This is a genomic window from Variovorax sp. OV084, from assembly GCF_900111625.1.
GTDB lineage: Bacteria > Pseudomonadota > Gammaproteobacteria > Burkholderiales > Burkholderiaceae_C > Variovorax.
Map to the genome: position 1 here is coordinate 1 of NZ_FOII01000015.1, position 23,276 is coordinate 23,276.

Annotated in this window: 28 protein-coding genes; 15 read left to right on the forward strand and 13 right to left on the reverse strand. The window is 66.5% G+C overall.

Annotated features, from left to right (window positions below):
- Positions 1-150: 150 nt before the first annotated feature.
- Positions 151-1,068, reverse strand: coding sequence for an AEC family transporter (locus BMW87_RS26695; RefSeq protein ID WP_177192852.1), 918 nt, complete (start codon positions 1,066-1,068; stop codon positions 151-153).
- A gap of 107 nt (positions 1,069-1,175) precedes the next feature.
- Between BMW87_RS26695 and BMW87_RS26700 the strand changes: the two genes are divergently transcribed.
- The 6 genes from BMW87_RS26700 (at position 1,176) to BMW87_RS26725 (ending at position 6,549) form a co-directional block, all read left to right on the forward strand.
- Positions 1,176-2,150: a tripartite tricarboxylate transporter substrate binding protein BugE gene (locus BMW87_RS26700; protein WP_093050982.1), complete on the forward strand. Its 975-nt coding sequence runs from the start codon at positions 1,176-1,178 to the stop codon at positions 2,148-2,150.
- Positions 2,151-2,220: 70 nt separating this feature from the next.
- Positions 2,221-3,129, forward strand: coding sequence for a site-specific tyrosine recombinase XerD (xerD, locus tag BMW87_RS26705; RefSeq protein ID WP_093080020.1), 909 nt, complete (start codon positions 2,221-2,223; stop codon positions 3,127-3,129).
- A 50-nt stretch (positions 3,130-3,179) separates the two neighbouring features.
- The gene (locus BMW87_RS26710) at positions 3,180-4,172 is read left to right on the forward strand and encodes a Bug family tripartite tricarboxylate transporter substrate binding protein (protein ID WP_093080024.1); all 993 of its coding nucleotides are present in this window, start codon (positions 3,180-3,182) and stop codon (positions 4,170-4,172) included.
- Between the two features lie 55 nt (positions 4,173-4,227).
- Positions 4,228-4,803: a TetR/AcrR family transcriptional regulator gene (locus BMW87_RS26715; RefSeq protein ID WP_093080027.1), complete on the forward strand. Its 576-nt coding sequence runs from the start codon at positions 4,228-4,230 to the stop codon at positions 4,801-4,803.
- A 94-nt stretch (positions 4,804-4,897) separates the two neighbouring features.
- A complete protein-coding gene (locus BMW87_RS26720; protein WP_093080029.1) occupies positions 4,898-6,031 on the forward strand; it encodes a thiolase family protein in 1,134 nt (377 codons plus the stop codon).
- A 38-nt stretch (positions 6,032-6,069) separates the two neighbouring features.
- Entirely contained in the window at positions 6,070-6,549 is a 480-nt protein-coding gene (locus BMW87_RS26725) for a MaoC family dehydratase (protein ID WP_093080032.1), read from the forward strand.
- 2 nt (positions 6,550-6,551) lie between these two features.
- Here the strand turns inward: BMW87_RS26725 and BMW87_RS26730 are convergent, their stop codons facing one another.
- Complete coding sequence (locus tag BMW87_RS26730; protein ID WP_093080035.1) at positions 6,552-7,238, reverse strand: pentapeptide repeat-containing protein; 687 nt, start codon at positions 7,236-7,238, stop codon at positions 6,552-6,554.
- Positions 7,235-8,047, reverse strand: coding sequence for a ferritin-like domain-containing protein (locus BMW87_RS26735; protein WP_093050961.1), 813 nt, complete (start codon positions 8,045-8,047; stop codon positions 7,235-7,237). The genes BMW87_RS26730 and BMW87_RS26735 overlap by 4 nt, the downstream gene beginning before the upstream one ends.
- A 41-nt stretch (positions 8,048-8,088) precedes the next feature.
- Here BMW87_RS26735 and BMW87_RS26740 point away from each other — a divergent pair, with 41 nt between their 5' ends.
- Positions 8,089-8,613 (forward strand): gamma carbonic anhydrase family protein, encoded by a 525-nt coding sequence (locus BMW87_RS26740; RefSeq protein ID WP_093050958.1) that lies wholly within the window; start codon positions 8,089-8,091, stop codon positions 8,611-8,613.
- A 37-nt stretch (positions 8,614-8,650) separates the two neighbouring features.
- Complete coding sequence (locus tag BMW87_RS26745; RefSeq protein WP_093080037.1) at positions 8,651-9,649, forward strand: Hsp33 family molecular chaperone HslO; 999 nt, start codon at positions 8,651-8,653, stop codon at positions 9,647-9,649.
- A 25-nt stretch (positions 9,650-9,674) separates the two neighbouring features.
- On the opposite strand, the gene BMW87_RS26750 is transcribed toward BMW87_RS26745, so the two are convergent.
- From BMW87_RS26750 to BMW87_RS26780, 7 genes are all read right to left on the reverse strand, one after another.
- Positions 9,675-10,649 carry a hypothetical protein gene (locus tag BMW87_RS26750; protein ID WP_093080040.1) on the reverse strand — a complete coding sequence of 325 codons (975 nt, stop codon included), beginning with the start codon at positions 10,647-10,649 and terminating at the stop codon, positions 9,675-9,677.
- 30 nt (positions 10,650-10,679) lie between these two features.
- Positions 10,680-11,351 (reverse strand): AAA family ATPase, encoded by a 672-nt coding sequence (locus BMW87_RS26755; RefSeq protein WP_093080044.1) that lies wholly within the window; start codon positions 11,349-11,351, stop codon positions 10,680-10,682.
- On the reverse strand, positions 11,348-11,941 hold the full coding sequence (pnuC, locus tag BMW87_RS26760) for a nicotinamide riboside transporter PnuC (protein WP_371258860.1): 594 nt from the start codon (positions 11,939-11,941) through the stop codon (positions 11,348-11,350). The genes BMW87_RS26755 and pnuC overlap by 4 nt, the downstream gene beginning before the upstream one ends.
- 165 nt (positions 11,942-12,106) lie before the next feature.
- Positions 12,107-12,385, reverse strand: a complete 279-nt coding sequence (gene ftsB, locus BMW87_RS26765) for a cell division protein FtsB (protein WP_093050946.1) — start codon at positions 12,383-12,385, stop codon at positions 12,107-12,109.
- 19 nt (positions 12,386-12,404) lie between these two features.
- Positions 12,405-13,688, reverse strand: coding sequence for a phosphopyruvate hydratase (gene eno, locus BMW87_RS26770; protein ID WP_093050943.1), 1,284 nt, complete (start codon positions 13,686-13,688; stop codon positions 12,405-12,407).
- Positions 13,689-13,736: 48 nt separating this feature from the next.
- The gene (locus BMW87_RS26775) at positions 13,737-14,027 is read right to left on the reverse strand and encodes a DUF1330 domain-containing protein (RefSeq protein ID WP_093050941.1); all 291 of its coding nucleotides are present in this window, start codon (positions 14,025-14,027) and stop codon (positions 13,737-13,739) included.
- Positions 14,028-14,088: 61 nt separating this feature from the next.
- Positions 14,089-15,771 (reverse strand): CTP synthase, encoded by a 1,683-nt coding sequence (locus BMW87_RS26780; protein ID WP_093080049.1) that lies wholly within the window; start codon positions 15,769-15,771, stop codon positions 14,089-14,091.
- Positions 15,772-15,893: 122 nt separating this feature from the next.
- On the opposite strand from BMW87_RS26780, the gene coaBC reads away from it, so the two are divergent.
- The 4 genes from coaBC to BMW87_RS26800 all read left to right on the forward strand — a co-directional run bounded on the left by coaBC (position 15,894) and on the right by BMW87_RS26800 (position 18,716).
- Complete coding sequence (gene coaBC, locus BMW87_RS26785) at positions 15,894-17,117, forward strand: bifunctional phosphopantothenoylcysteine decarboxylase/phosphopantothenate--cysteine ligase CoaBC (RefSeq protein ID WP_093080052.1); 1,224 nt, start codon at positions 15,894-15,896, stop codon at positions 17,115-17,117.
- Positions 17,117-17,584 (forward strand): hypothetical protein, encoded by a 468-nt coding sequence (locus BMW87_RS26790; protein ID WP_256216926.1) that lies wholly within the window; start codon positions 17,117-17,119, stop codon positions 17,582-17,584. The genes coaBC and BMW87_RS26790 overlap by 1 nt, the downstream gene beginning before the upstream one ends.
- Positions 17,585-18,031 (forward strand): dUTP diphosphatase, encoded by a 447-nt coding sequence (gene dut / locus BMW87_RS26795; RefSeq protein ID WP_007835673.1) that lies wholly within the window; start codon positions 17,585-17,587, stop codon positions 18,029-18,031.
- 184 nt (positions 18,032-18,215) lie between these two features.
- Entirely contained in the window at positions 18,216-18,716 is a 501-nt protein-coding gene (locus BMW87_RS26800; RefSeq protein WP_093080054.1) for a glycine zipper 2TM domain-containing protein, read from the forward strand.
- Positions 18,717-18,794: 78 nt separating this feature from the next.
- Here the strand turns inward: BMW87_RS26800 and BMW87_RS26805 are convergent, their stop codons facing one another.
- A complete protein-coding gene (locus tag BMW87_RS26805; protein ID WP_093050929.1) occupies positions 18,795-19,319 on the reverse strand; it encodes an FKBP-type peptidyl-prolyl cis-trans isomerase in 525 nt (174 codons plus the stop codon).
- Positions 19,320-19,333: 14 nt separating this feature from the next.
- On the opposite strand from BMW87_RS26805, the gene BMW87_RS26810 reads away from it, so the two are divergent.
- From BMW87_RS26810 to BMW87_RS26820, 3 genes are all read left to right on the forward strand, one after another.
- On the forward strand, positions 19,334-20,476 hold the full coding sequence (locus BMW87_RS26810) for a JmjC domain-containing protein (protein ID WP_093080057.1): 1,143 nt from the start codon (positions 19,334-19,336) through the stop codon (positions 20,474-20,476).
- Positions 20,466-20,972, forward strand: coding sequence for a hypothetical protein (locus tag BMW87_RS26815; RefSeq protein ID WP_093080060.1), 507 nt, complete (start codon positions 20,466-20,468; stop codon positions 20,970-20,972). The genes BMW87_RS26810 and BMW87_RS26815 overlap by 11 nt, the downstream gene beginning before the upstream one ends.
- Before the next feature lie 93 nt (positions 20,973-21,065).
- A complete protein-coding gene (locus BMW87_RS26820; RefSeq protein WP_093050920.1) occupies positions 21,066-21,320 on the forward strand; it encodes a hypothetical protein in 255 nt (84 codons plus the stop codon).
- A 79-nt stretch (positions 21,321-21,399) separates the two neighbouring features.
- Here BMW87_RS26820 and BMW87_RS26825 read toward each other — a convergent pair whose 3' ends face one another.
- Positions 21,400-22,176: an MBL fold metallo-hydrolase gene (locus BMW87_RS26825; protein WP_093080062.1), complete on the reverse strand. Its 777-nt coding sequence runs from the start codon at positions 22,174-22,176 to the stop codon at positions 21,400-21,402.
- Between the two features lie 5 nt (positions 22,177-22,181).
- Positions 22,182-23,261, reverse strand: a complete 1,080-nt coding sequence (gene bamC, locus BMW87_RS26830; protein WP_093050915.1) for an outer membrane protein assembly factor BamC — start codon at positions 23,259-23,261, stop codon at positions 22,182-22,184.
- Positions 23,262-23,276: the final 15 nt, after the last annotated feature.

Here is a 23,276-nt window from a genome sequence, read left to right on the forward strand (position 1 = left end):
CGAGCACCGCAGGTTGCCCGAAGCGAAGCGTAGGGACGCAGACAGCAGGGTCGCCTTTTCTTTGCTTACTTTCTTTTGGCGAAGCAAAAGAAAGTGAGTCGGCCGCCGGGCCGAGACCCGGCCCCGGAACGCACTACAGAACACAGCACTTCACCGAGGCAGCGCCAAGGCAAACGGCAAACTAACAACCCCCAGCAAGGTAGACAACGTCACCAACCCCGCCACATAAGGCCCGTTGTACCCCATCCGAGCAGCCAGCACATAAGCACTGGAAGCCGTAGGCACAGCAGAAAAAGCCATCAACACGGCAGCATGCGTCGCATCCAGCCGCAACCAAAGCGCCAACCCCCATGCGACCAGCGGCAAGAACAGATGCCGTATCGCCAGCACCGAAACAGCCAGCACCTTCCCCGCCCCCAGCGTGGAGAACTTCATCCCAGCCCCCGCAGCCAGCAACCCCAACGCCAGCGACGCAGCCCCGATACGCGTCAACGTAGGCGTCGCCCAGGCAGGCACAGTCAAGCCCAGCACATTCGCCAGCAGCCCTGCCACCGTCGCGACGATCAGCGGGTTGCGCACCAGCTGCCGCACGAACCCGGTCTGCGCATGTCGCGTCATCGGCCACACGGCCGCGATGTTGAAGATGGGCACGCACACACCGATCAGCACCGCGATCAGCAACAGGCCCTCGGCCCCGGCCAGCCGCTCCGCCAACGCCAGGCAGATGAAAGAGTTGAAGCGGAACGCGACCTGCGCACTGGCCGCGTGGTCGCGCCGGTCGATGTGGGTGCGCAGGCCCGGAATAAAGGGCAGGGCATAGGCCATCGCGATGCCGCAGGCACCGACGCCGACGCCCGCCGTGAGCAGGCTCGATGTCGCACCGAAGTCGAGCGGGCTGCGCACGATCGAATGGAACAGCAGTACGGGAAAAAGAAAGTAGTAAACGAGGCTCTCGACCTGATCCCACACGCGGCGGTCGAGCGCGGTGTAGCGGCACAGGAGCCAGCCGATGGCGATGAGGGAGAAGTCGGGGAAAAGCAGCTGAGCGTAATTCACCGCTTCGAGGATAAACCCGCTTGACCATGGGTAATCCACAGCACGGAGAGCGCTCCTGAACCGCTAGCATCCGGGCTTCGTTTTTCGACATCATTCATTCAAATACCAAGGAGTTTTCGATGCAACGTCGTCAATGGAGCGCGCTGGTGGGAGGCGCCGCACTGGTCGCCATCGCGGGTCAGAGCTTTGCGCAGGGTTACCCCAACAAGCCCGTCGAGTTGAGCGTGCCCTTCGCACCGGGCGGCACGACGGACATCGTGGCGCGCGTGATCTCCGATCCGCTGGGCAAGGTGCTGGGCCAGCCCGTGGTGGTGATCAACCGCGCCGGCGGCGGCGGCATCGTGGGCGCGGCCGAAACGGCGCGTGCCACGCCCGACGGCTACAAGCTCGGCATTGCCACAGTGTCGAGCACGGCGGCCAACCCGGCCATCAACCCGAAGACGCCGTACGACCCGATCAACGACTTCACGCCGATCATCAACATCGCGGCCACGCCGAACATCATTGCGGTCAACCCGAGCTTCCCGGCCAAGAACTATGCCGAGTTCGTGGCCGAGCTGAAGAAGAACCCCGGCAAGTATTCGTACGCCTCGTCGGGCACGGGCGGCATCGGCCACCTGCTGATGGAGCTCTACAAGAGCCTGACCAACACCTTCGTCACGCACATCCCCTACCGCGGCGCGGGCCCGGCGCTGAACGACGTGGTGGCCGGCCAGGTGCCGATCATGTTCGACAACATTCCCTCGGCCATGCCCTTCATCACCAGCGGCCGGCTGATCCCCATCGTGGTGTCGGCGCCGCAGCGCCTGGCCGCGCTGCCCAATGTGCCGACCTTCAAGGAAGTGGGCCTGGAGCCGGTGAACCGCATGGCCTACTACGGCATCCTCGGCCCCAAGGGTCTGCCGAAGGAAGTGGTCGAAAAGATCAGCGCTGGCGTGAAGAAGGCCGTGGAAGAACCGGCGGTGCGCAAGCGCATCGAGGACACGGGCTCGCTGATCGTGGCCAACTCGCCCGAGCAGTTCGCTGCGCAGATCAAGGCCGAGTACGAGGTCTACAAGCAGGTCGTGAAGAAGCAGAACCTGAAGCTCGACTGATAACTCTTCTTCGCACGAAAGAAAGCCGCCCGCATGCCGGGCGGCTTTTTCTTTTGTTATCTTGCAAGGCATGACCGAGGCAGCCACGCAGACACCCGACATCGACGACTTCATCGACGCCCTCTGGCTCGAAGACGGGCTGTCGAAGAACACGCTGGCCGCCTACCGCCGCGACCTCGCGCTGTTCGCGCAGTGGCTGCACGCGCAGCGCAGCGGCGCCGGGCTCGATGCCGCGAAGGAGTCCGACCTGCAGGCCTACATGGGCGCGCGCCTGTCCACCAAGGGCAAGGCCACTTCGGCCAACCGCCGCCTCACCGTGTTCAAGCGCTACTACCGCTGGGCGCTGCGCGAGCGCCGTATCGTGGCCGACCCGAGCATCCGGCTCGCGCCCGCGCGGCAGATGCCGCGCGCCATCAAGACGCTGTCGGAAAAGCAGGTCGACGACCTGCTGGCCGCGCCCGACGTCGAGTCGGCGCTCGGCCTGCGTGACCGCGCGATGCTGGAGCTGATGTATGCGAGCGGCCTGCGCGTGAGCGAGCTGGTGGCGCTCAAGGCCATCGACATGAGCCTGAACGACGGTGTGCTGCGCGTGCTGGGCAAGGGCAACAAGGAGCGGCTCGTGCCCTTCGGCGGCGAAGCGCGGCGCTGGATCGAGCGCTACCTGGAGGAGTCGCGACCCGCCATCCTCGATGGGCAGCAGACGCCCGACCTGTTCGTGACCGCGCGCGGTGCGGGCATGACGCGCGTGATGTTTTGGATCATCGTGAAGAAGCACGCCACCGCGGCCGGCATCCACGTGCCGCTGTCGCCGCACACGCTGCGCCATGCCTTCGCCACGCACCTGCTGAACCATGGGGTCGACCTGCGCGCGGTGCAGCTGCTGCTGGGGCATGCCGACATCTCGACGACGACGATCTACACGCACGTGGCGCGCGAGCGCCTGAAGCAGCTGCATGCGCAGCACCATCCGCGTGGATGAAGGCGGACAATGAGAAGCGACGCAACCCTCGCAGACGAACGACAGACACCATGAATTTCCTTGCTTCCTCGAAGCCCTCGCACCGCATGGCGACCCGCCTTCTTGCTGCCGCCGCGCTGTGCGCCGCTTCCGGCGCGCACGCGCAGGCCGTGCCCAAGACGGTTCGGCTCATCGTTGCCTACCCGGCGGGCGGCGTCAGCGACGTGGTCGCGCGTGCACTGGGCGACCGGCTCGCTGCGCAGATGGGCATCACGGTGATCGTGGACAACCGCGCCGGCGCGAGCGGTGCCATCGGCATGGACGCCGTCGCCAAGGCCGCGCCCGACGGGGCAACGCTGGGCTTCTCGGCCATCAGCCCGCTGGTGCTGAGCCCGCACCTGGGCAAGCTGCCCTTCGACCCGCTGAAAGACGTGGCACCGGTGGCGAGCGTGATGTATTCGCCGGTGCTGCTGATTGCCACGCCGGCCAGCAAGGCGAAGGATTTCCGCGCGCTGATCGATGACGCCAAGGCGCATCCGGGTGCGGTGCGCTGGGCCACGTCGGGGCCGGCCTCGCTCGGGCACATCGTGCTGGAGCAGCTGCGTGCGGCGGCGGGCGTCGACATCACGCACGTGCCCTACAAGGGCGGCGGCCAGCAGCTCAACGATGCGATCGGCGGGCAGTTCGAGATCCTGTCGACCAACGCGAGCCCGACGCTGTCGTCGCACATCCAGTCGGGCAAGCTGCGTCCGCTGGCGGTGGGCGCCCCCGCGCGCCTCGAGAGCCTGCCCCAGGTGCCCACGCTGGGCGAGCTGGGCTACAAGGCGGCCAACATCAATTCACTGTTCGGCGTGTTCGCGCCCGCAGCCACGCCGAGCGCTCTGGTTGCGAAGTACAACGCCGAGATCAACAAGGCGCTGGCCAGCCCCGAGCTGCGCGCCAAGCTCACGGCCACCGACAACGTGCCGACCGGTGGCAATGCGGCCGCGTTTGCGAAAGAGATCGCCAGCGAGTTCGAAAGCAACGGCCGCATCGTGAAGGCCGCGGGCATCAAGGCCGACTGACGCCTGAATGACACCTCGGCTTGTGGTTTGATTTTCCCTACCTTATAGTAGGTAGATGACCAGCGCCACAGCCCTTGCCACCGGCAGCACCCGCGAGCAGATCCTCGCGGTGGCGCGCGGGTTCATCGAAACGCGCTCCTACCTGGGCTTCAGCTTCCAGGACGTGGCCGACGCGGTCGGCGTGCGCAAAGCCAGCCTGTACCACCACTTCCCGACCAAGGAGGCGCTGGGTGTCGCGGTGATCCGCGCGGCCACGCAGGGCTTCAAGGACTGGGACGCCGCCCGGGCGCGCGAGCCGAAGGACGCGCTCGAATCGTATTTCCGCATGTACCGCAACACGCTGAGGGCTGGCTCGGGCATGTGTCCCGCCGGGGCGCTGGCGCCCGGCTGGGGCGTCATCAACGACGAACTGCGCCAGGCCGTGCAGGAGTTGCGCAACACGCAGGTGACGTGGCTCACCGGTGTGCTGGGCGCGCTGATGCCGGCGCGGAAAAAGGGCGCGTCGGTCGCTTCGCTGGCCGCCTATGTGTTTTCGGTCTGCCAAGGCGCGCTGCTGTCGGCGCGCATGACAGGGCGCGTGGACGACTTCGACGAAGCCGTCGCGCAACTCAGGAGTTCACTGCCCGGCTGACCGCCAGGCCTGATGCAGGCACGTTTCGGCGTGCCTATTTTTTGACCTCGTAGCCTACCGATTGGATGGTAGACAAACCTGTTGGAGCACACCCATGAAAGCCGTCATTTCTGCCTACGCCCGTTCCCCTTTTCATTTCTCGAAGAAAGGCGCACTCGCTGAAGTGCGGCCCGACACGCTCGCTGCGGGCGTAGTGCGTGGCCTGCTGCAGCGCACCGACCTCGACCCTGCGCTGCTCGAAGACGTCATCCTCGGCTGCGCGTACCCTGAAGCCTCGCAGGGCAACAACCTCGCGCGCATCGTCGGGTTGCTGGCCGGCCTGCCGCACGAGGTGGGCGGCATGACGGTGAACCGCTTCTGCGGCTCGTCGATGCAGGCCGTGCACATCGCCGCCGCGCAGATCGAGGCAGGCATGGGCGACGCCTTCCTGTGCGTCGGCGTGGAGTCGATGACGATGGTGCCGCAGGGCGGCTTCAACTTCTCGCCGAACCCCGAGCTGAAGGAGAACACCGACGCCTACATCTCGATGGGCGAGACGGCCGAGAACGTGGCGCAGCGCTGGAACGTGAGCCGCGCCGACCAGGAGGCCTTTGCGGTCGAGTCGCACCGCAAGGCGGCCGAGGCGCGCGCGCAGGGGCGCCTGGCAGGCGAGATCGTGCCCGTGCGCCTGGCATCGGGCGACATCGTCGATGCCGACGGCTGCATCCGGCCCACGACTTCGGCCGAGGCACTGGCGAACCTCAAGCCCGCATTTCGCCCCGATGGCGTCGTGACGGCCGGCACCTCGTCGCCGCTGACCGACGGCGCGGCCGTGGTGCTCGTCACCAGCGATGCCTTCGCTGCCAAGCATGGCCTGCAGGCGCTGGCGCGCATCAGGTCGTTCGCCACCGTGGGCGTCGACCCGGCCATCATGGGCATCGGCCCGATTCCCGCGACCCGCAAGGCGCTGGCGCGCGCCGGCCTGAGCGCGGCCGACCTTGATGTGATCGAGATCAACGAGGCCTTCTCTTCGCAGGCGCTGGCTTGCATCCGCGACCTCGGGCTCGACCCGGCGAAGATCAACCTCGACGGCGGTGGGCTTTCGATCGGCCATCCGCTGGGCGCGACGGGTGCGCGTATCACCGGCAAGGCTGCATCGCTGTTGGCGCGCGAGAAAGGCCGCTATGCGCTGGCCACGCAATGCATCGGCGGCGGGCAGGGCATTGCGACGATTCTCGAGCGGGTCTGAGCGTCCGAGAATGCGGACAGAAACCACAAGGAGACCCGATGACGGCAAGCACTGAAGCCGGCGCGAAGCGCAAGCTGTACCTGGAAGACCTGGCGGTAGGCGACCGCTTCCAGAGCGGCGAGCACGTGCTGGACGTGGCGCAGATCAAGGCCTTCGCGCAGCAGTTCGACCCGCAGCCTTTCCACACCGACGAAGAGGCCGCCAAAGCCACCTTCTTTGGCGGCCTCGCCGCGAGCGGCTGGCACACGGCCGCCCTCACGATGAAGCTGCTGGTCGACAGCGGCATCCCCCTGGCCGACGGCATCATCGGTTCGGGCGGCGAGCTCCAATGGCCCAGGCCGACGCGCCCCGGCGACGTGCTGCACGTGGTGAGCGAGGTGGTCGAGATCATGCCCTCGCGCTCCAAGCCCGGCCGCGCGATGGTGACGATGCACTGCCAGACGCTCAACCAGCGCGGCGAAGTGCTTCAATCCTTCACGCCGAAGCTGGTGGTGCACAGCAGGCCAGCATCGGCCTGAGTTCAGACCACGCGCAGGCCCAGTTCCTCGACCAGGGAGGCGGCCTGTCGATGTGAGATGGTGGCGCCCTTGAACTGGGCCGCGTTCGCGAGCCGCAGACCGCCCAGGTCGACCTCGCGCAAGTCCGCGCCTTCGAAGCGCGCGAGCTTCAGGTGCGCGTTGCGCAGGCTGCCGCCCTCGAACACGGCCTCGCGGAAATCGCAGCCCGACAGGTCGGCCTCGGAGAAGTCGAGTTGTTCGAGCTTCTGCTTGCGGAATGACATGCCCCGCAGGTGCGCGTCCACAAGCAGCGAATCCTTGAAGCCGATGCCCAGCGCCGAGACTTCGCCGAAGTGCGCACCCGTGAGCTTCACGCCGCTGAAGAACGCCGAGGCCAGCTTGGCGCGCGTCCACTGCGTGTTGTTCAGGTCGCAGTCCTGGAAGCGCGCGTTCGTCAGGTCTGCAAGGCCGAAGTCGGCCTGGCGTGCCCTGCATCCGGCCCAGCGCGTCTCCGACAGCAGCGCGCGGTCGAACGAGGTTTCGGCGAAGTTGCAGAGCGTGAACTGCGCACCGCGCAAGTCGAGTCGCGACAGGTCGGCTTCATCGAAATTGCAGCGCTCGAAATGCAGCGGCTCGGCGCCCTTGTGGTCTTGCAGGCAGGCCAGCAGGTCGGGGCGCGACCAGGTCTGGTCGGAAATCATGTTGCTCATTCGGGGCGCGAGTCGGTCAGCGCACGGAGCTCTTCGGGGCTGAAGCCCGCCCGGCTGCGCGCCTCGAGGTTGAAAGGCGGTTTGTGGCGCGGTGCGTCGTAGCGCGCCACCAAAGCGGGGTAGGTCGCCTCCGCATCGAGGCCCGCGCCGTCGCACAGCCAGCGGTACCAGTGGTTGCCGATGGCCACGTGGCCCACTTCGTCGCGCAGGATGATGTCGAGGATCTCCACCGCGCGCAGCGCATCGGGCGTGTTCACGCGCTTGAGCTTGCCCTGGATGAGCGGCGTGGCGTCAAGCCCGCGCGCCTCCAGCGTGCGCGGCACCAGCGCCATGCGCGCGAGCACGTCGTCCTTCGTTTTCTCGCACATGTTCCACAGGCCGTCGTGGCCGGGGAAGTCGCCGTAGCGCCAGCCCATGTCCTGCAGGTGCGTGTGCAGCAGGGTGAAGTGCAGAGCTTCTTCGTCGGCCACGCGCAGCCAGTCGCGGTAGTAGGCCTCGGGCATGCCGTCGTAGCGCCACACGGCGTCGAGCGCGAGGTTGATCGCGTTGAACTCGATGTGGCAGATCGAATGGATCAGCGCGGCACGGCCTTCGGTGGTGAAGGGCGAGCGCTTTTGCACGGCGGTGGCGGCCACGCGCAGCGGTCGTTCGGGGCGGCCCGGCACGCCAACATCGTCGCCGGCGGTGCGGATCGGGTCGGTTGCTATGGAATCGGTAGCGCCGGACAAAGATATGGCGCGCGTTGCAGCCACCTTCTCGTCGGGGTCTGTCAGGCGTAGCGCGGCGAGCGCGCTCAATCGGGGGTGCATCCCTACAATTCTAGTTTTTGACCTTCCATGGACTGAAAGCAATGGCGCTCTACGAACTCGACGGCGTGGCCCCCCAGATGGGCGAAGGAGCATGGGTGGCCGACAGCGCTGAGGTCATGGGCAACGTCAAGCTGGCGGACAACGCCAACGTGTGGTTCGGTGCCGTGCTGCGCGGCGACACCGAGCTGCTGACCGTCGGGCGCAACAGCAACATCCAGGACCTGTCGGTGCTGCACGCCGACATCGGCTGCCCGCTGACCGTCGGCGACAACGTGACCATCGGCCACCAGGTGATGCTGCATGGCTGCACCATCGGCGACAACACGCTGATCGGCATCCAGGCGGTGGTCTTGAATAACGCGAGGATCGGCCGCAATTCGATCGTTGGCGCCGGCAGTGTCGTGACCGAGGGCAAGGAGTTCCCGGACAACTCGCTCATCATGGGCTCGCCGGCCAAGGTGGTGCGCACCCTCGACGACGCGGCGGCCGCCAAGCTGCGACAGGGCGCCGAGCACTATGTGTTGAACGCCCGTCGCTTCGCGAAGGGCCTGAAAAAGATCGCCTGACCGCCCCGGTGGCAGGCACACAGAGAAAGAAGACGTTTTGAGCGAGCTGCACAAATTCCTGTTCGATGGCCTGCCGGTGCGCGGCATGATCGTGCGCCTGACAGATGCGTGGCAGGAGATCCTTGCGCGGCGCGCCTCCAACACCGCCACCGGCGCCTACCCGCCGCCCGTGGCCGAACTGCTCGGCGAGATGACGGCTGCCGCCACGCTGATGCAGGCCAACATCAAGTTCAATGGCGCGCTGATCCTGCAGATCTTCGGCGACGGTCCCGTGAAGGTCGCGGTGGCCGAGGCCAAACCCGACCTGAGCCTGCGCGCCACCGCCAAGGTGATCGGCGACCTGCCGACCGATGCGCGCCTGCCCGACATGGTCAACGTGAACAACAAGGGCCGCTGCGCCATCACGCTCGATCCCAAGGACAAGCTGCCGGGCGCCACCCCCTACCAGGGCGTGGTGCCGCTCTTCGGCGACGAGGGCGAGAAGCTCGGCAAGCTCAGCGACGTGCTGCAGCACTACATGCTGCAAAGCGAGCAGCTCGACACCACGCTGGTGCTCGCGGCCGACGACAAGGTGGCTGCTGGCCTGCTGATCCAGCGCCTGCCGGTGAAGGGCGAGGGCAACCTCGAAGGCACCTCCGACAAGGATCACGACCAGGCCAACGAAGACCAGATCGGCCGCAACGAGGACTACAACCGCATCTCGATCCTCGCGTCTAGCCTGACGCGCGACGAGCTGCTGACGCTCGACATCGAGACCATCCTGCGCCGCCTGTTCTGGGAAGAAAAGCTGCTGCGCTTCGAGCCGCAGGCCGGCCTGCTGGGCCCGCACTTCGCGTGCACCTGCGGCCGCGAGCGCGTGGCGCAGATGATTCGCGGGCTGGGCGTGGAGGAGGCCGAGAGCATCCTCGCCGAGCGCGGCGACATCGAGGTGGGCTGCGACTTCTGCGGCAAGCAGTACCGCTTCGACGCGGTCGACGCGGCGCAACTGTTCAAGCCGCTGGGCGACCAGATTCCGGGTAGCCCGGTCGTTCAGTAATCCTGGGTGCCCGGGCTGGGCAGGCTCAGCGCGCGCCGTCGTCGAATTCGCTGAAAGCTATGTCGGGCGCGCTCGTGTTGTGCTTCGACGGCAGGCTGCGGCCGAAGCGCACTTGCGTGGCCTGCAGCGTCTTCACCTCGGGCAACGGCAGCACCTGCAGCGCCGCTTGAGGCGATGCCTGCCAGCGCACTTCGCTCACGTCGGCGTTGTCGGGCGTGACGTACATCGAGCGCAGCACCGCGAAGGGCTGTGCGCTCGCGGTGGGCTTCGACAGCGTCACGTCGAGCGCGGTGCGTGCGCGGCTGATTTCGTCCACGCGCACCGCGGCGCTGCCGCCGTTGGTGAAGCGCACGTTAATGGCCAGCGGCCGCGGCACGATGCGGATCGACGCGATGTTCACCACCGGCCGCGCGGCCGCCTCGACCGGGCCGAGCAGGAACGACGAGCCGTACACGCCATCGCCGAAGCGGGCTTCGGGCAGCGGCTTGATGCGCCAGTAGCCGTCGGACGGGTAGAGCACGATCGCTTCGAGCGCCTTGCCGTTTTCCTTCTTGAACACCTGCAGCAGGTGAAAGCCGCTGTCCTTGCGCTTGCCCACCTGCACAGGCACGCGCTGCGGCCGCCAGAAGGTCGGCAGCGTCATGCCGACGATGCGCCACTGGGCGTTGTCCATCAGCACCACGGTGCGCTTGCGGAAGCGGTGCGCCGGGTCGGTCGGGTGCGCGCCGCCGTCGAAATTGCAGCCCGAGAAGTCGGGCTTGGTGACGTCGTTGCCGATCTTGTCGAGATAGTCAGGCTGCAGCGCCTCGATGCGCATGTGGCGGATGCCATCCCCGCGCAGGGTCAGCGAGACGTTGTCTTCCTCGGCGCAGGCGGTGGTGGTGGTGCCGTTCTCGACGGTGGCGGCAACGGGGGCTGCGGTGGCCTGGCCAGTGGCCAGCAGCAGGGCGGCCAGAACGCCGGGAAGAAGCGTGACGCGCGCGACGGTCGAAAGGGGCATCGGGTCTCCGGTAAGAAGTGAGGCGCGCCGCTACTCGCGGCGCGCGATCAGGTCGCTGAAGAGCTTATGTTCGCATTCCGGGTCGGAGCATTTCTCGCAAGGCCACGACCACGAGGCGGGCTTCGCGTCGGACTGGACGCGCGTACGCGGACGGCCTTCGCTGCCCGCGATGGAATTGATGGCGTTCCAGGCATTGGCAAGCCGTTCGCCGCCCGTGCCGTGCACCACGGCATACGAGAGCTTCGCGCCCGTGAGCGCGGCGCGCACCAGCGTGTCGGTCGGCTGGCGCGCGTGCGGGCCGTCGCGCATGTCGTCGGCCACCCAGGGCAGGTCGAGCGCGGTGAGCAGCGTGATGGCATAGCGCCGTTGCGCGGCCAGGGCGCTTTCGTAGAGCATGGTGTCGGCGAACAGCTGCTCGCTGTAGACGGCCGTCATGAGTGCGGTTGTGTCGGCCACCACCACGCCGGTGGCGGCCGCGGCGTCGATACGGCGGGTCTGCTCGTCGGCGATGGCCTGCTGCTCGTCGGGGCGTGGCGTGCGGCCTTCACGCTCGCACCATTCGCGCAGGTATTCGCCCACCAGCATGGTCGGCGTGCCGCGGTCCTGCAGGCGCTGCGCGATGGCGCGGGCCAGCTCGGTCTTGCCGGTGCTCTCGGCGCCCACGAGTGCGATGACGCAGCCGGTCGGCAGCACTGGCGTCATGCACGCACCGCCTGCGCGGGCATGCGCTGCCGCCACGCGATGTAGCCCGCCACGCTGAGCACGGCGAATACCGCGTACAGGCCCACGGTGAGCCACAGCCCCTTGTGAATGAACAGGCCCACGCTCACGACGTTCACGGCCAGCCAGATCAGCCAGTTCTCGATGAACTTGCGCCCGAGCAGGAACTGCCCGACAAGGCTCAGGCCGGTGGCGAAACCATCCCACCAGGGCACGTCGGTGTCGGTGAAGCGGCGCAGGAAGAGGGCGACGGCCGGCCACGCCAGTGCGCAGGCAGCAAGTGTGAGCGCGATGCCGCGCGCCGAGAGCCGGGTGACATGCAAGGCGCTGCCGTCGGCGCGATGGCCACGCAGCCATTGCGACCAGCCCCATAGCGCGACGAAAGCGAAGAAGACCTGGAGCGAGGCGTCGCCGTAGATGCGCGCCTTGGCGAATACCGCCACGTAGAGCAGTGAACTGACGATGGCCAGCGGCCATCCCCAGTGAATCTCGCGCATGTTGCAGCCGACCATGGCGAGCGCCAGGAGCGAGGCCACGAGCTCGAGCCAGCTGACAGGAGAGCCCCACAGCAGAAATGCAGGGGCCGAGAGAAGCTCGAGGATCAGGTTCTCCCCCGGAGGGCACCGTCGCAGTCTGTGCGTGGGACACCGCGGAACCGGCTTTGCCGGGCCGCTGGTGTCGCCCCCTGGAAGGGGGTTGGCGAAGCGACACGAAGTGCGCGAAGACTGGGGGGCATCCTAATGTGCGATCTGTACGAACACTTCGTTCGGCTTCACCATGCCGAGTTCCGCGCGTGCACGCTCCTCGACCATTTCTAGGCCGTCCTTGAGGTCGTTGACCTCGGAGGTCAGGCGCTCGTTGGTCAGCGCAGCCTTGGCGTTGGCTTCCTTCTGGTCGGCCAGCTTGGTGCGCAATTGCGTCACGTCGCGCACGCTGCCGCGCCCGTTCCACAGCTGCCACTGCAGGATGGCCAACAGGAGCAGCAGGACGATCGGTGGAACGAGGCGGGCGCGCATGCCGCGTGGCGTCCGGGCGTTACTTCAGGTTGTAGAACGCGCCGCGGCCCGGGTAGACGGCGATGTCGCCGAGGTCTTCTTCGATGCGCAGCAGCTGGTTGTACTTGGCGATGCGGTCCGAACGCGACAGCGAGCCGGTCTTGATCTGGCCGGCGTTGGTGCCCACGGCGATGTCGGCGATGGTGCTGTCTTCGGTTTCGCCCGAACGGTGCGAAATGACGGCCGTGTAGCCCGCGCGCTTGGCCATCTCGATGGCGGCGAAGGTTTCGGTCAGCGTGCCGATCTGGTTGATCTTGATCAGGATCGAGTTGGCGATGCCCTTCTCGATGCCTTCCTGCAGGATCTTGGTGTTGGTGACGAACAGGTCGTCGCCCACCAGCTGCACGCGCTTGCCCAGGCGTTCGGTCAGGTGCTTCCAGCCGTCCCAGTCGCCTTCGTGCATGCCGTCTTCGATGCTGATGATCGGGTACTTGTCGACCCAGGTCGCGAGCATGTCGGTCCAGCTTTCGGCCGTGAGCGAGAGGTTTTCGCCCGACAGCACGTACTTGCCGTCCTTGTAGAACTCGCTGGCCGCGCAATCGAGGCCCAGGGCGATCTGCTCGCCGGCGGTGTAGCCGGCCTTGTCGATGGCTTCGAGGATCAGCTGGATGGCTGCTTCGTGGCTCTCGACGCTGGGGGCGAAGCCGCCTTCGTCGCCGACCGCCGTGCTGATGCCGCGGTCGCCCAGGATCTTCTTCAGTGCATGGAACACTTCGGCGCCATAGCGCACGGCCTCGCGGAAGCTCTTGGCGCCCACGGGGATGATCATGAATTCCTGCAGGTCGAGGCTGTTGTTGGCGTGCGCGCCGCCGTTGATGACGTTCATCATCGGCACCGGCATCTGCATGCCGCCCATGCCGCCGAAGTAGCGGTACAGCGGCAGGCCCGACTCTTCGGCTGCTGCGCGGGCCACGGCCATCGAGACGGCGAGGGTGGCGTTGGCGCCCAGGCGGCCCTTGTTGTCGGTGCCGTCGAGGTCGATCATCGTGCGATCGAGGAAGGCCTGTTCGCTGGCGTCGAGGCCGAGCACGGCTTCCGAGATCTCGGTGTTGATGTTCTCCACGGCCTTGAGCACGCCCTTGCCGAGATAGCGGCTCTTGTCGCCGTCGCGCAGCTCGATGGCTTCGCGCGAACCGGTCGATGCGCCCGAAGGCACGGCTGCGCGGCCCATGGTGCCCGATTCGAGCAGCACGTCGCATTCGACGGTGGGGTTGCCTCGGCTGTCGAGAATTTCGCGGCCGACGATGTCAACGATTGCACTCATCTTTTGTCTTTCTCTTTCTGGTCTCTTTGGCGGATGAACAAATTGGGATCAGAGGCCTTCGACGGCGATCATGTTCATGATTGCCGCGCCGGCACGCGCTTCGCGTGCCTTGAGGTACTCGGGTGTCTCGTAGAAGGCCTTGGCCTTCTCGAAGCTGGCGAACTTGAGGATGACGATGCGCGTGGGCTTCCAGTCGCCTTCGAGCGGTTGAATCTGGCCGCCCCGCACGCACACTTCGGCGCCGTGCGCCTGCATGGCGACGGTCGACCACTTCTTGTATTCCTCGTACTGCGTCGGGTTGGTCACCTCGACGTGGGCGATGACGTAGCCGCTGCTCATTCGAATACCTCCGTGCTCCGCACTGCGGCGCGAGCTTGCTTGGGGCGGCCCGGCGCGGCGCTCATGCGACCGCCTTCAGTGCCTTGTTGGTGCTGCCGGCGCCCTTGTCCTTGTGCTCGAGCGCAGCCTTGATGAAGGCGTTGAACAGCGGGTGGCCGCCCCACGGGGTCGACTTGAACTCGGGGTGGAACTGCACGCCGATGAACCACGGGTGCACGTCCTGCGGCAGCTCGACGATCTCGGTCAGGTGCTCGCGCTGCGTGAGCGCGGAGATCACGAGGCCGGCGTTGCGCAGCTCGTCGAGGTAGTTCACGTTGGCTTCGTAGCGGTGGCGGTGGCGCTCCGTGACCACGTCGCCGTAGATGCTGTGCGCCAGCGTGCCGGGAGCCACGTCGGAGCTTTGCGCGCCCAGGCGCATCGTGCCGCCGAGGTCGGACTTCTCGTCGCGCGTCTTCACAGTGCCGTCGCGGTCCTTCCACTCGGTGATCAGCGCGATCACGGGGGTAGGCGTCTCGGGGTCGAACTCGGTGCTGTTGGCGTTCTTCAGGCCGGCCACGTGGCGGGCGTATTCGATGGTGGCGACCTGCATGCCCAGGCAGATGCCGAGGTAGGGCACCTTGCCTTCGCGGGCAAAGCGGGCGGCCGAGATCTTGCCTTCGACGCCGCGCTGGCCGAAGCCGCCGGGCACCAGGATGGCGTCGTACTTGGCCAGGCGCGACACGTCTTGTGCCGAGATGGTCTCGGAGTCGATGTAGTCGATCTTCACGCGGGCATGGTTCTTCATGCCGGCGTGGCGCAGTGCTTCGTTCAGCGACTTGTAGCTGTCCGACAGGTCGACGTACTTGCCGACCATGGCAATCGACACTTCCTTTTGCGGATGCTCGACTTCGTACACCAGATCGTCCCAGCGCTGCAGCTTGGCGGGCGGGGTGTTGATGCGCAGCTTGTCGCAGATCAGGCCGTCCAGGCCCTGTTCGTGCAGCATGCGGGGCACCTTGTAGATGGTGTCCACGTCCCACATCGAGATGACGCCCCATTCGGGCACGTTCGAGAACAGCGAGATTTTGGCGCGCTCGTCGTCGGGAATCGGGCGGTCGGCGCGGCACAGCAGGGCGTCGGCCTGGATGCCGATGGCGCGCAGTTCCTTGGCGGTGTGCTGCGTGGGTTTGGTCTTGAGCTCGCCGGCGGCGGCGATCCAGGGCACGTAGCTCAGGTGCACGAAGGCCGAGTTGTTCGGGCCCATGCGCAGACTCATCTGGCGCACGGCTTCGAGGAAGGGCAGCGACTCGATGTCGCCCACGGTGCCGCCGATTTCGACGATGGCCACGTCCACCTCGTGCGCCGTGCCGATGCCGGCACCGCGCTTGATGTATTCCTGGATTTCGTTGGTGATGTGCGGAATCACCTGCACCGTCTTGCCGAGGTAGTCGCCGCGGCGCTCTTTTTCGAGCACGGTCTTGTAGATCTGGCCAGTCGTGAAGTTGTTGGCCTTGCGCATCCGCGTGTTGATGAAGCGCTCGTAGTGGCCGAGGTCGAGGTCGGTCTCGGCACCGTCATCGGTGACGAACACTTCACCATGCTGGAAGGGCGACATCGTGCCGGGGTCGACATTGATGTACGGATCGAGCTTGATGAGGGTGACTTGGAGGCCGCGCGATTCGAGGATCGCGGCGAGCGAGGCGGAGGCGATTCCCTTGCCAAGGGAAGAAACGACACCACCGGTGACGAAGACAAATTTGGTCATGCCAGTTCCGGACCATAGATCCGGGCAGTGGGAAATTGCGATTATAGGTGTGCCCTTCGCGACACCTTTCGCCAAGGGCTTGTTGCCGCTTGTTCGATGGCATGTGAGCAACAATACGCCCCATGCAAGATCTCGCCGGCAAACACATCGTCCTGGGCCTCACAGGGGGCATCGCCTGCTACAAGTCGGCCGAGCTGTGCCGCCTGTTCGTCAAGGCGGGCGCGACCGTCCAGGTCGTCATGACCGAGGCGGCGGAGCAGTTCATCACTCCCGTGACCATGCAGGCGCTCTCCGGGCGCACCGTCTACACCTCGCAGTGGGACACGCGTGAGCCCAACAACATGCCGCATATCAACCTGAGCCGCGAGGCCGATGCGATCGTGCTGGCGCCCTGCAGCGCAGACTTCATCGCGCGGCTGGTGCAGGGCCGCTCCGACGACCTTCTGAGCCTGATGTGCCTGGCCCGCCCCATGGACCGCGTCCCGCTGCTGATCGCGCCGGCCATGAACCGCGAGATGTGGGTCCATCCCGCCACGCAGCGCAACCTGATGCAGGTGTCGGCCGATGGCGCGACCGTGCTGGGCGTGGGCAATGGCTGGCAGGCCTGTGGCGAAACCGGCGACGGCCGAATGCTGGAGCCGGCGCAGCTGCTCGAGGACATCACAGCCTTCTTCAGCCCCAAGCTGCTGGCGGGGCAGAAGGTGCTGGTCACGGCCGGGCCGACCTTCGAGGCTTTGGACCCGATCCGCGGCATCACCAACCATTCGTCCGGCAAGATGGGCTTTGCCATTGCCCGTGCGGCCCGCGAGGCGGGCGCCGAGGTCACGCTGGTGGCCGGCCCGGTGCACCTGCCGACCCCGCGCGGCGTGACGCGCGTCGACGTGCTGTCGGCGCAAGACATGCTCGAAGCGACCATCCGCGCTACGCAGTCTGCTAGCATTTTTGTAGCTACAGCCGCCGTGGCGGACTGGCGGCCCGCAACGCACAGCGACCAGAAGATCAAGAAGGACGGCAGTGGCAAGACACCGGTGCTGAATTTCGTGGAGAACGCCGACATCCTCCTCACGGTCGCCAAGAGCGAGCGGGCCCAGTCGAAGAAGCTCTTCTGCGTTGGCTTCGCAGCCGAGAGCGAGAACCTCGCCGAGCACGCCAAGGCCAAGCGCGAGCGCAAGGGCATTCCGCTGCTGGTCGGCAACATCGGCCCACTGACCTTCGGGCAGGACGACAACGCGCTGCTGCTAGTGGACGCCAACGGCGTGCGCGAGCTTCCGCGCGCGCCCAAGCTCACGCTGGCGCGCGAACTGATGACCGAAATTGCAGCCCGGCTTACCGACTGGAGGGTCTGATGAACCTGAATCCCCAATGGAACACGCCGCCGAACGGCGACTTCGCTCGCTATGTCGAGCGGCTGTCGGCGCAGGCCGCGTTGCCGAAGAGGGCAGCGCAGCCCGGCGAGCCCGGGCTCGATGTCGGCATCACGACGGCACCCGGGCAGCAGGGCGGCCCCGTGACTGCCGCCATGCAGCAACGCAACGAGGCAGCGTCGAACGGCGAAGTGCCGAAGTCACAGCCCGGGTCGTTCGACCCCCTGACCCTCAAGGTGCTGGGCGTCGGCGGCGCACTGGTGTTCCTCGTGCTGTGGGCGGCCGGCGTGCCGTTCGGCGTGCTGGTCCTGCTGGCGGGCCTGGCCGTCTGGTTCGGCAAGAAATTGAAGGGCGTGAAGCTCACCCCCGGCGTCGCCAAATGGCAGCAGGTGCTCGAGGAAGCCGCCCGCAAGCAAAAAGAACAGCAACAGAAGCAAGGCAGCAAGTAAGTGAAAGTCGACGTTCGTATCCTCGATCCGCGCATGGTGGATCAATTGCCCGCGTATGCCACTCCCGGAAGCGCCGGCCTCGATCTGCGGGCCTGCCTCGATGCCCCCATCACGCTGGAGCCCAATGGCTGGCAGCTGGTGGGCACCGGCATTGCCATCCACCTGGCCGACCCGGCCTATGCGGCGCTGATCCTTCCGCGCTCCGGGCTGGGCCACAAGCACGGCATCGTGCTGGGCAACCTCGTCGGCCTGATCGACAGCGACTACCAGGGCGAGCTGAAGATCAGCGCCTGGAACCGCAGCGACACGCCTTTCGTGCTGCAGCCGATGGAACGGCTCGCGCAACTGGTGATCGTGCCGGTGGTGCAGGCGCAGTTTCGGGTGGTCACAGACTTTGCACCTTCGCAACGGGGCGAGGGCGGCTACGGCTCCACGGGCAAGCACTGAGCCGATCTGGGAGGGAAGTTGGGTTTCCGAGCGGTAAAGAGCGGAACCGGCAAAGGCCGGCCGACCTCGAAGGTATCAGTGTGTGTTCTGACGTCATCGCAGCGGGCGCTGCGGCGTTAGTCAGGCAGGCACAAGCCGATGCATGCATTCTTCATGCATCGTTCTATTCGAGGAGCCTCCCAACATGAAGATCTCAATGCGCTTTGTTTCCGTCACTGCTTCCGTGCTGGCCGTGGCCACGCTTACGGCATGCGTGGCCCCGGCGCCGGTCTACCAGACCTCGCGCTATCCGTACCAGGCGCCTCCGCAGGCCATTCAGTACCGCGAAGCTTCCTACGTCGAGTATGGCCACGTGGCCAACATCGAGGTGCTGCGCAGCGAAACCGCTGGCACCGGCACCACGGGCGGCGGCGCTGTCGCCGGCGGCGTCATCGGTGGGGTGGTGGGCAACCAGTTCGGGCGTGGCAATGGCCGTGCCGCAGCCACCGCGCTGGGTATCGTGGGTGGTGCTCTCTTGGGCAACACTATCGAGGCTCAGCAGAACGGCCCGCGTGCCTATGAAACCTATCGCGTGTCGGTGCAGACCGACCGTGGCGGCTTCCGCGCCTTCGACGTGCAGAGCCCGGGCGACCTGCGCATCGGCGACCGCGTGCGCATCGACAACGGTCAGATCTCGCGCATGTAAGTCGCTTCGTCCTTCGGGGCGTGAAAAAGCCGGGCGTCGCCCGGCTTTTTTTGTGGGCGCTCGCTGGCGGCCCTTCGGTCAGTGCAGCGTCTGGTTGCTTGGCGCCATCGGCGACACCTTGAAGAAGCCCGTGCCTGCCGAGCCGCGGCCGACTTCCTCTTCGGTGGCCTCGCGCACCGAACGCACCGTGATGTCGAGCCGGATCGCGATGCCGGCCAACGGATGGTTGCCATCGAGCACGAGGTGATCGGGATAGATCTCGGCCACGGTGTAGATCGCGTCTTTTGGAATGTTGCTGTTCACGCCCTTGGGCAGGGCGGAGCCGTCGAAGGTCATGCCTTCTTCCGTGCCTTCAGGGAAGAGCGAGCGGGGTTCCAGAAAGAGCAACTGGTCGTTGAAGTCACCGAAGCCCTGTTCGGGTTCAATTTGCAGCTGCACCCGGGCGCCGGGCTCATGGCCTTGCAGGGCCGCTTCGATCACGTCGAAGAGATCGTCGCCGCCGACCATGAATTCCACCGGCTCGTCGAGCACATCCAGCACGTCGCCGAGCGTGTCTTTCATGGTCCAGGTCAAGCCGACCACGCATTGTTCAGAGATTTCCATTGCAGAATTCTCCCATGGAGATTAACCAACCGCTGCCGTTGCTCGGCGGCCTGAGCGCCGCGCAGTTCATGCGGCGGTACTGGCAGAAAAAACCTTTGTTCGTCCGCCAGGCGATACCCGCGATGGTGCCACCGATCGAGCGTACTGAGCTGTTCGCCCTGGCCGAGCGTGAGGACGTCGAATCGCGCTTGATCCGCCACGGCAAGGCTGGCTGGTCGCTCAAGCATGGGCCGCTGGCCCGGCGCGCCCTGCCGCCGTTGAAGCAGCCGGCCTGGACGCTGCTGGTGCAGGGCGTCGACCTGCATCACGAGGGTGTGCACGAACTGTTGCGGCAGTTTCGCTTTCTACCTGACGCCCGCCTCGACGACCTGATGATCAGCTACGCGAGCGACACCGGCGGCGTGGGCGCGCATTTCGACAGCTACGACGTTTTCTTGCTGCAGGCACAGGGACGCCGCCGCTGGTCCATCGGCAAGCAGAGCGATCTGCGCCTGCAGCCGGGCGTGCCGCTCAAGATTCTCGAGAACTTCGAGCCTGAGCAGACCTTCGTGCTCGAGCCCGGCGACATGTTGTATCTGCCTCCGCGCTATGCCCACGACGGCGTGGCCGTGGGCGACGATTGCATGACCTGCTCCATCGGCCTGCGTTCGTCGGCCCTGGGCGAACTCGGCGCAGACCTGCTGGCGCGCATGGCGCAGGCGTACGCGGAAGACCTGGAAGATGCAGGCCCGGCCGAGCTGGCGCGCTACCGCGATCCGGCACAGCCCGCGGTCGATGCGCCGGCCGCAATGCCTGCCGCGCTCCAGGGCTTCGCGCGCAAGGCCATCGAGGCCGCACTGCGCGACCCTGACGCCGTCGATCGCGCACTGGGCGAGTCACTCACCGAGCCCAAGGCCAACGTCTGGTTCGGCGAAGGCGGCGAGGCGCCCGATGCGATGCAGCGCGTGTCTTTGGATCGCCGCACGCGCATGCTCTACGACACGCGGCACATCTACATCAACGGCGAGAGCTTTCGCGCGGGCGGTGCCGACGCGACGCTGATGCGCCGTCTGGCCGACCAGCGCGCGCTCGGCGCACGCGAGCTGGCGCGCGCGAGCGAAGGCGCACTCGCGTTGCTGGGCGAGTGGTGCGAGGCAGGGTGGCTTCATGCCGAATGACGACGCGCCCAGCCTATCGTTGCCCGAAGGGCGCTTCGATGGCCGCGAGGCCTTCGATGCACTCCTGCGCGGCGCGCTGTCGGTCGCGGCGCAGCAGGGCTGGAAAGAGGTCGTCTTCAGCGACCCCGACTTCGCCGACTGGCCCCTGGGCGAGCGCGCGACCATCGAAGCGCTGCAGGCCTGGTCGGCCAGCGGCCGCCGCCTGATGTTGCTCGCGCAGCGCTTCGATGTTCTCGAGCGCGGCCACGCGCGCTTCGTGCCGTGGCGCCGCATGTGGGACCACATCATCGAATGCCGCGCCACCGGCAAGGCCGCGGGCTCCGAAGTGCCGAGCGCCATCTGGACGCCCACGTGGTTCGTGCACCGCATCGACCCCGAGCGCAGCAGGGGCGTGAGCGGTGACGACGCGCGTGCGCGCCGTGCGTTGCGCGAGGCCATCGACGAGTGCTGGCGCCTTGCGCGGCCCGCCTTTCCTGCATCGACACTCGGCTTGTAAGCCAATGCCGCGAATGCGGCCGCGAGACATATTCGGGCGGGTATGCAGGTCTAGAATTTTTTCGTCCAGACCTTCATTGCCAAAGGAGATTCCATGAAGAAGTCATCGTCCGTCCTGATTGCCTCGCTGATTGCCGCTGCCGCGCTCGTCGCCTGCGGAAAGAAGGAGGATGCAGCGCCGGCTGTCGTGACGCCGCCTCCTGCGCCCGTGACCGAACCTGCGCCCGCTCCGGCCCCTGCGCCTGCCACCGATCCCGCCGCAGCGCCTGCACCCGGTGCTTCGTCGGCACTCGATGCCGCGAACGCAGCTACCGAGGCCGCGAAGAAGAATGAAGCGCCGAAGCAATAAGCAAGGCCTCGGCATTCGCCATGCAAAAAGCCGCCATGAGGCGGCTTTTTTTCTTAGGAGAGAGTGAGGACGCTTCGGCTCACACGTCGAGCCAGGGCGAGCCCTCTGATGCGGTGGCGGTAAGCATCTCGGCTTCATCACCGCCGAGCGCTTCGGCCATCAGGCGCCGCACGATCTCGGGCCGATTGTTCTGCTCGCTCAGGTGCGCCGCGACCACATGGCGCAGGCCGTCGTGCAGCACCGCGCGTGCGATCTCGGCCGCGGCCGTGTTCGACAAGTGCCCGTAGTTGCCGCCGACTCGGTGCTTGAGAAAAGGCGGATAAGCCGAGTTGGCCAGCAGATCGCTGTCGTGGTTGAACTCCAGCAACAGCGCATGCACACCGCTCAGGCGGGCCAGCACGTGGGCCGTGGCGTGGCCCAGATCGGTCAGCACGCCCAGCGTGCGGTTGCCGTCGGTGCAGCGCAGTTGCAGCGGCTCGCGTGCATCATGGGGAACGGTGAAGGGCTGCACGCAGATGTCGCCGATCGCAAACTCCGCATCGTCGCGCGCCAGGTTCAGCAGGCCCTCGAAATCGCGGCCGCCGGTGGCGAGCCACGTGCCTTCGCTCATCCAGACTGGAATGCGGTTGCGCCGCGACAGCGAATGGGCGCAGCCGATATGGTCGCCGTGCTCATGGGTCACGAAGACCGCATCGATGTCGCCGGCGGCAAGGCCCGCCTGGGCCAACCGCAGATCGAGCTGCTTGATGCCGAAGCCGCAGTCGATCAGGAGGCGGGAGGTGCGGCCGCCGCTGGTCGCTTCGACCAGCGCGGCGTTGCCCGTGCTGCCGCTGCCGAGACTTCGGAAGCGGAGCATGCGGGTTACTTCAGGTCGTCGGCGATGACCTTGACGATGCGCTCGGCATTCGCCGAGGTTTCGGGCGCACCGGTTTCGTTGAGCACCGACACCGTGGTGGCTTCGCCCTGGCCCTTGACCGAGATGCGGAACTTGAGCGGCGCTTCGGTCTTGCTCGAGCCGCTGAACAGCTTGCCGAAGAAGCCGGGCTCCTTCTTGTCGGGATCGGGCGTCACGTAGCGCACGTAGTACAGGCCGGCGCTGCGATCGCGGTCTTCCACGGTGAAGCCGGTGCGATCGAGCGCGAGGCCCACGCGGCGCCATGCGCGGTCGAAGCCTTCGCTGATCTGCACGACCGGCTGGTTGCCGACCTTGGCGATGGTGGCGGTCTTGGTCGGCGCGGTGGTGGCGGCCAGGATCTTCGACTGCTCTTGCGAGACGCCGAGCTTGACCATCAGGCGGCGCAGGAATTCGGTCTCGAGTTCAGGATCGCTGGGGCGGGGCTGCCACACGGTCTGGTCCTGGCGCGAGTTGTTGTAGACCTCTTGCATGCCGCGGTGGCTGATGAAGATCTCGGTACCGGTCGGCGTGCGCTCCAGGCGGGTGCGGAAGCGGTCGAGTTCGCCGGTCGAGTAGACCGAATCGACCAGCTTGCCCAGCGTGCCGCGGATGATGTCCTGCGGCAGCTTGGCGCGGTTCTCGGCCCAGTCGGTTTCCATGATGCCCAGGTTGCGCTGGTCGGTGGTCAGCAGGAAGCCGCTTTCCTGCCAGAAGTCTTTCACCGGGTCCCAGAGCTGGTCAGGCGTGCGGTTGACGATGATCCAGCGCTGCGTGCCCGAGCGCTCCATGCGCACGTCGCCGATGTTGCTCACGGCGGTGGGGATGCCGGGGGCGTTGGCGATGCCGGCCTGGTAGGCATTGGCAGTCACGGCGCCGCCGGGAATGGCATAGCGGTTGTCGCGCGAGAGTTGGGAGAGATCGGGTGGGACTTCGAGCGTCGGGGCCTTGCCTGCGCTCTTGTAGTCGATCTTGTCGCTCTCGAGGACGGAGCAGGCGGCGAGGCTGGCAACGAGGGCCAGCAGTGCAAGTCGCGAAAGGTTCTTCAACGTCGTCTTCCTTGT

Bases quoted from the DNA above. Each gene is read 5' to 3' on its own strand.
- BMW87_RS26700 (WP_093050982.1), top strand. From the start codon at position 1,176: ATGCAACGTCGTCAATGGAGCGCGCTGGTGGGAGGCGCCGCACTGGTC.
- xerD (WP_093080020.1), top strand. From the start codon at position 2,221: ATGACCGAGGCAGCCACGCAGACACCCGACATCGACGACTTCATCGAC.
- BMW87_RS26710 (WP_093080024.1), top strand. From the start codon at position 3,180: ATGAATTTCCTTGCTTCCTCGAAGCCCTCGCACCGCATGGCGACCCGC.
- BMW87_RS26715 (WP_093080027.1), top strand. From the start codon at position 4,228: ATGACCAGCGCCACAGCCCTTGCCACCGGCAGCACCCGCGAGCAGATC.
- BMW87_RS26720 (WP_093080029.1), top strand. From the start codon at position 4,898: ATGAAAGCCGTCATTTCTGCCTACGCCCGTTCCCCTTTTCATTTCTCG.
- BMW87_RS26725 (WP_093080032.1), top strand. From the start codon at position 6,070: ATGACGGCAAGCACTGAAGCCGGCGCGAAGCGCAAGCTGTACCTGGAA.
- BMW87_RS26730 (WP_093080035.1), bottom strand. From the start codon at position 7,238: ATGAGCAACATGATTTCCGACCAGACCTGGTCGCGCCCCGACCTGCTG.
- BMW87_RS26735 (WP_093050961.1), bottom strand. From the start codon at position 8,047: ATGCACCCCCGATTGAGCGCGCTCGCCGCGCTACGCCTGACAGACCCC.
- BMW87_RS26740 (WP_093050958.1), top strand. From the start codon at position 8,089: ATGGCGCTCTACGAACTCGACGGCGTGGCCCCCCAGATGGGCGAAGGA.
- BMW87_RS26750 (WP_093080040.1), bottom strand. From the start codon at position 10,649: ATGCCCCTTTCGACCGTCGCGCGCGTCACGCTTCTTCCCGGCGTTCTG.
- BMW87_RS26755 (WP_093080044.1), bottom strand. From the start codon at position 11,351: ATGACGCCAGTGCTGCCGACCGGCTGCGTCATCGCACTCGTGGGCGCC.
- ftsB (WP_093050946.1), bottom strand. From the start codon at position 12,385: ATGCGCGCCCGCCTCGTTCCACCGATCGTCCTGCTGCTCCTGTTGGCC.
- eno (WP_093050943.1), bottom strand. From the start codon at position 13,688: ATGAGTGCAATCGTTGACATCGTCGGCCGCGAAATTCTCGACAGCCGA.
- BMW87_RS26775 (WP_093050941.1), bottom strand. From the start codon at position 14,027: ATGAGCAGCGGCTACGTCATCGCCCACGTCGAGGTGACCAACCCGACG.
- BMW87_RS26780 (WP_093080049.1), bottom strand. From the start codon at position 15,771: ATGACCAAATTTGTCTTCGTCACCGGTGGTGTCGTTTCTTCCCTTGGC.
- coaBC (WP_093080052.1), top strand. From the start codon at position 15,894: ATGCAAGATCTCGCCGGCAAACACATCGTCCTGGGCCTCACAGGGGGC.
- BMW87_RS26790 (WP_256216926.1), top strand. From the start codon at position 17,117: ATGAACCTGAATCCCCAATGGAACACGCCGCCGAACGGCGACTTCGCT.
- BMW87_RS26800 (WP_093080054.1), top strand. From the start codon at position 18,216: ATGAAGATCTCAATGCGCTTTGTTTCCGTCACTGCTTCCGTGCTGGCC.
- BMW87_RS26805 (WP_093050929.1), bottom strand. From the start codon at position 19,319: ATGGAAATCTCTGAACAATGCGTGGTCGGCTTGACCTGGACCATGAAA.
- BMW87_RS26810 (WP_093080057.1), top strand. From the start codon at position 19,334: ATGGAGATTAACCAACCGCTGCCGTTGCTCGGCGGCCTGAGCGCCGCG.
- BMW87_RS26815 (WP_093080060.1), top strand. From the start codon at position 20,466: ATGCCGAATGACGACGCGCCCAGCCTATCGTTGCCCGAAGGGCGCTTC.
- BMW87_RS26820 (WP_093050920.1), top strand. From the start codon at position 21,066: ATGAAGAAGTCATCGTCCGTCCTGATTGCCTCGCTGATTGCCGCTGCC.
- BMW87_RS26825 (WP_093080062.1), bottom strand. From the start codon at position 22,176: ATGCTCCGCTTCCGAAGTCTCGGCAGCGGCAGCACGGGCAACGCCGCG.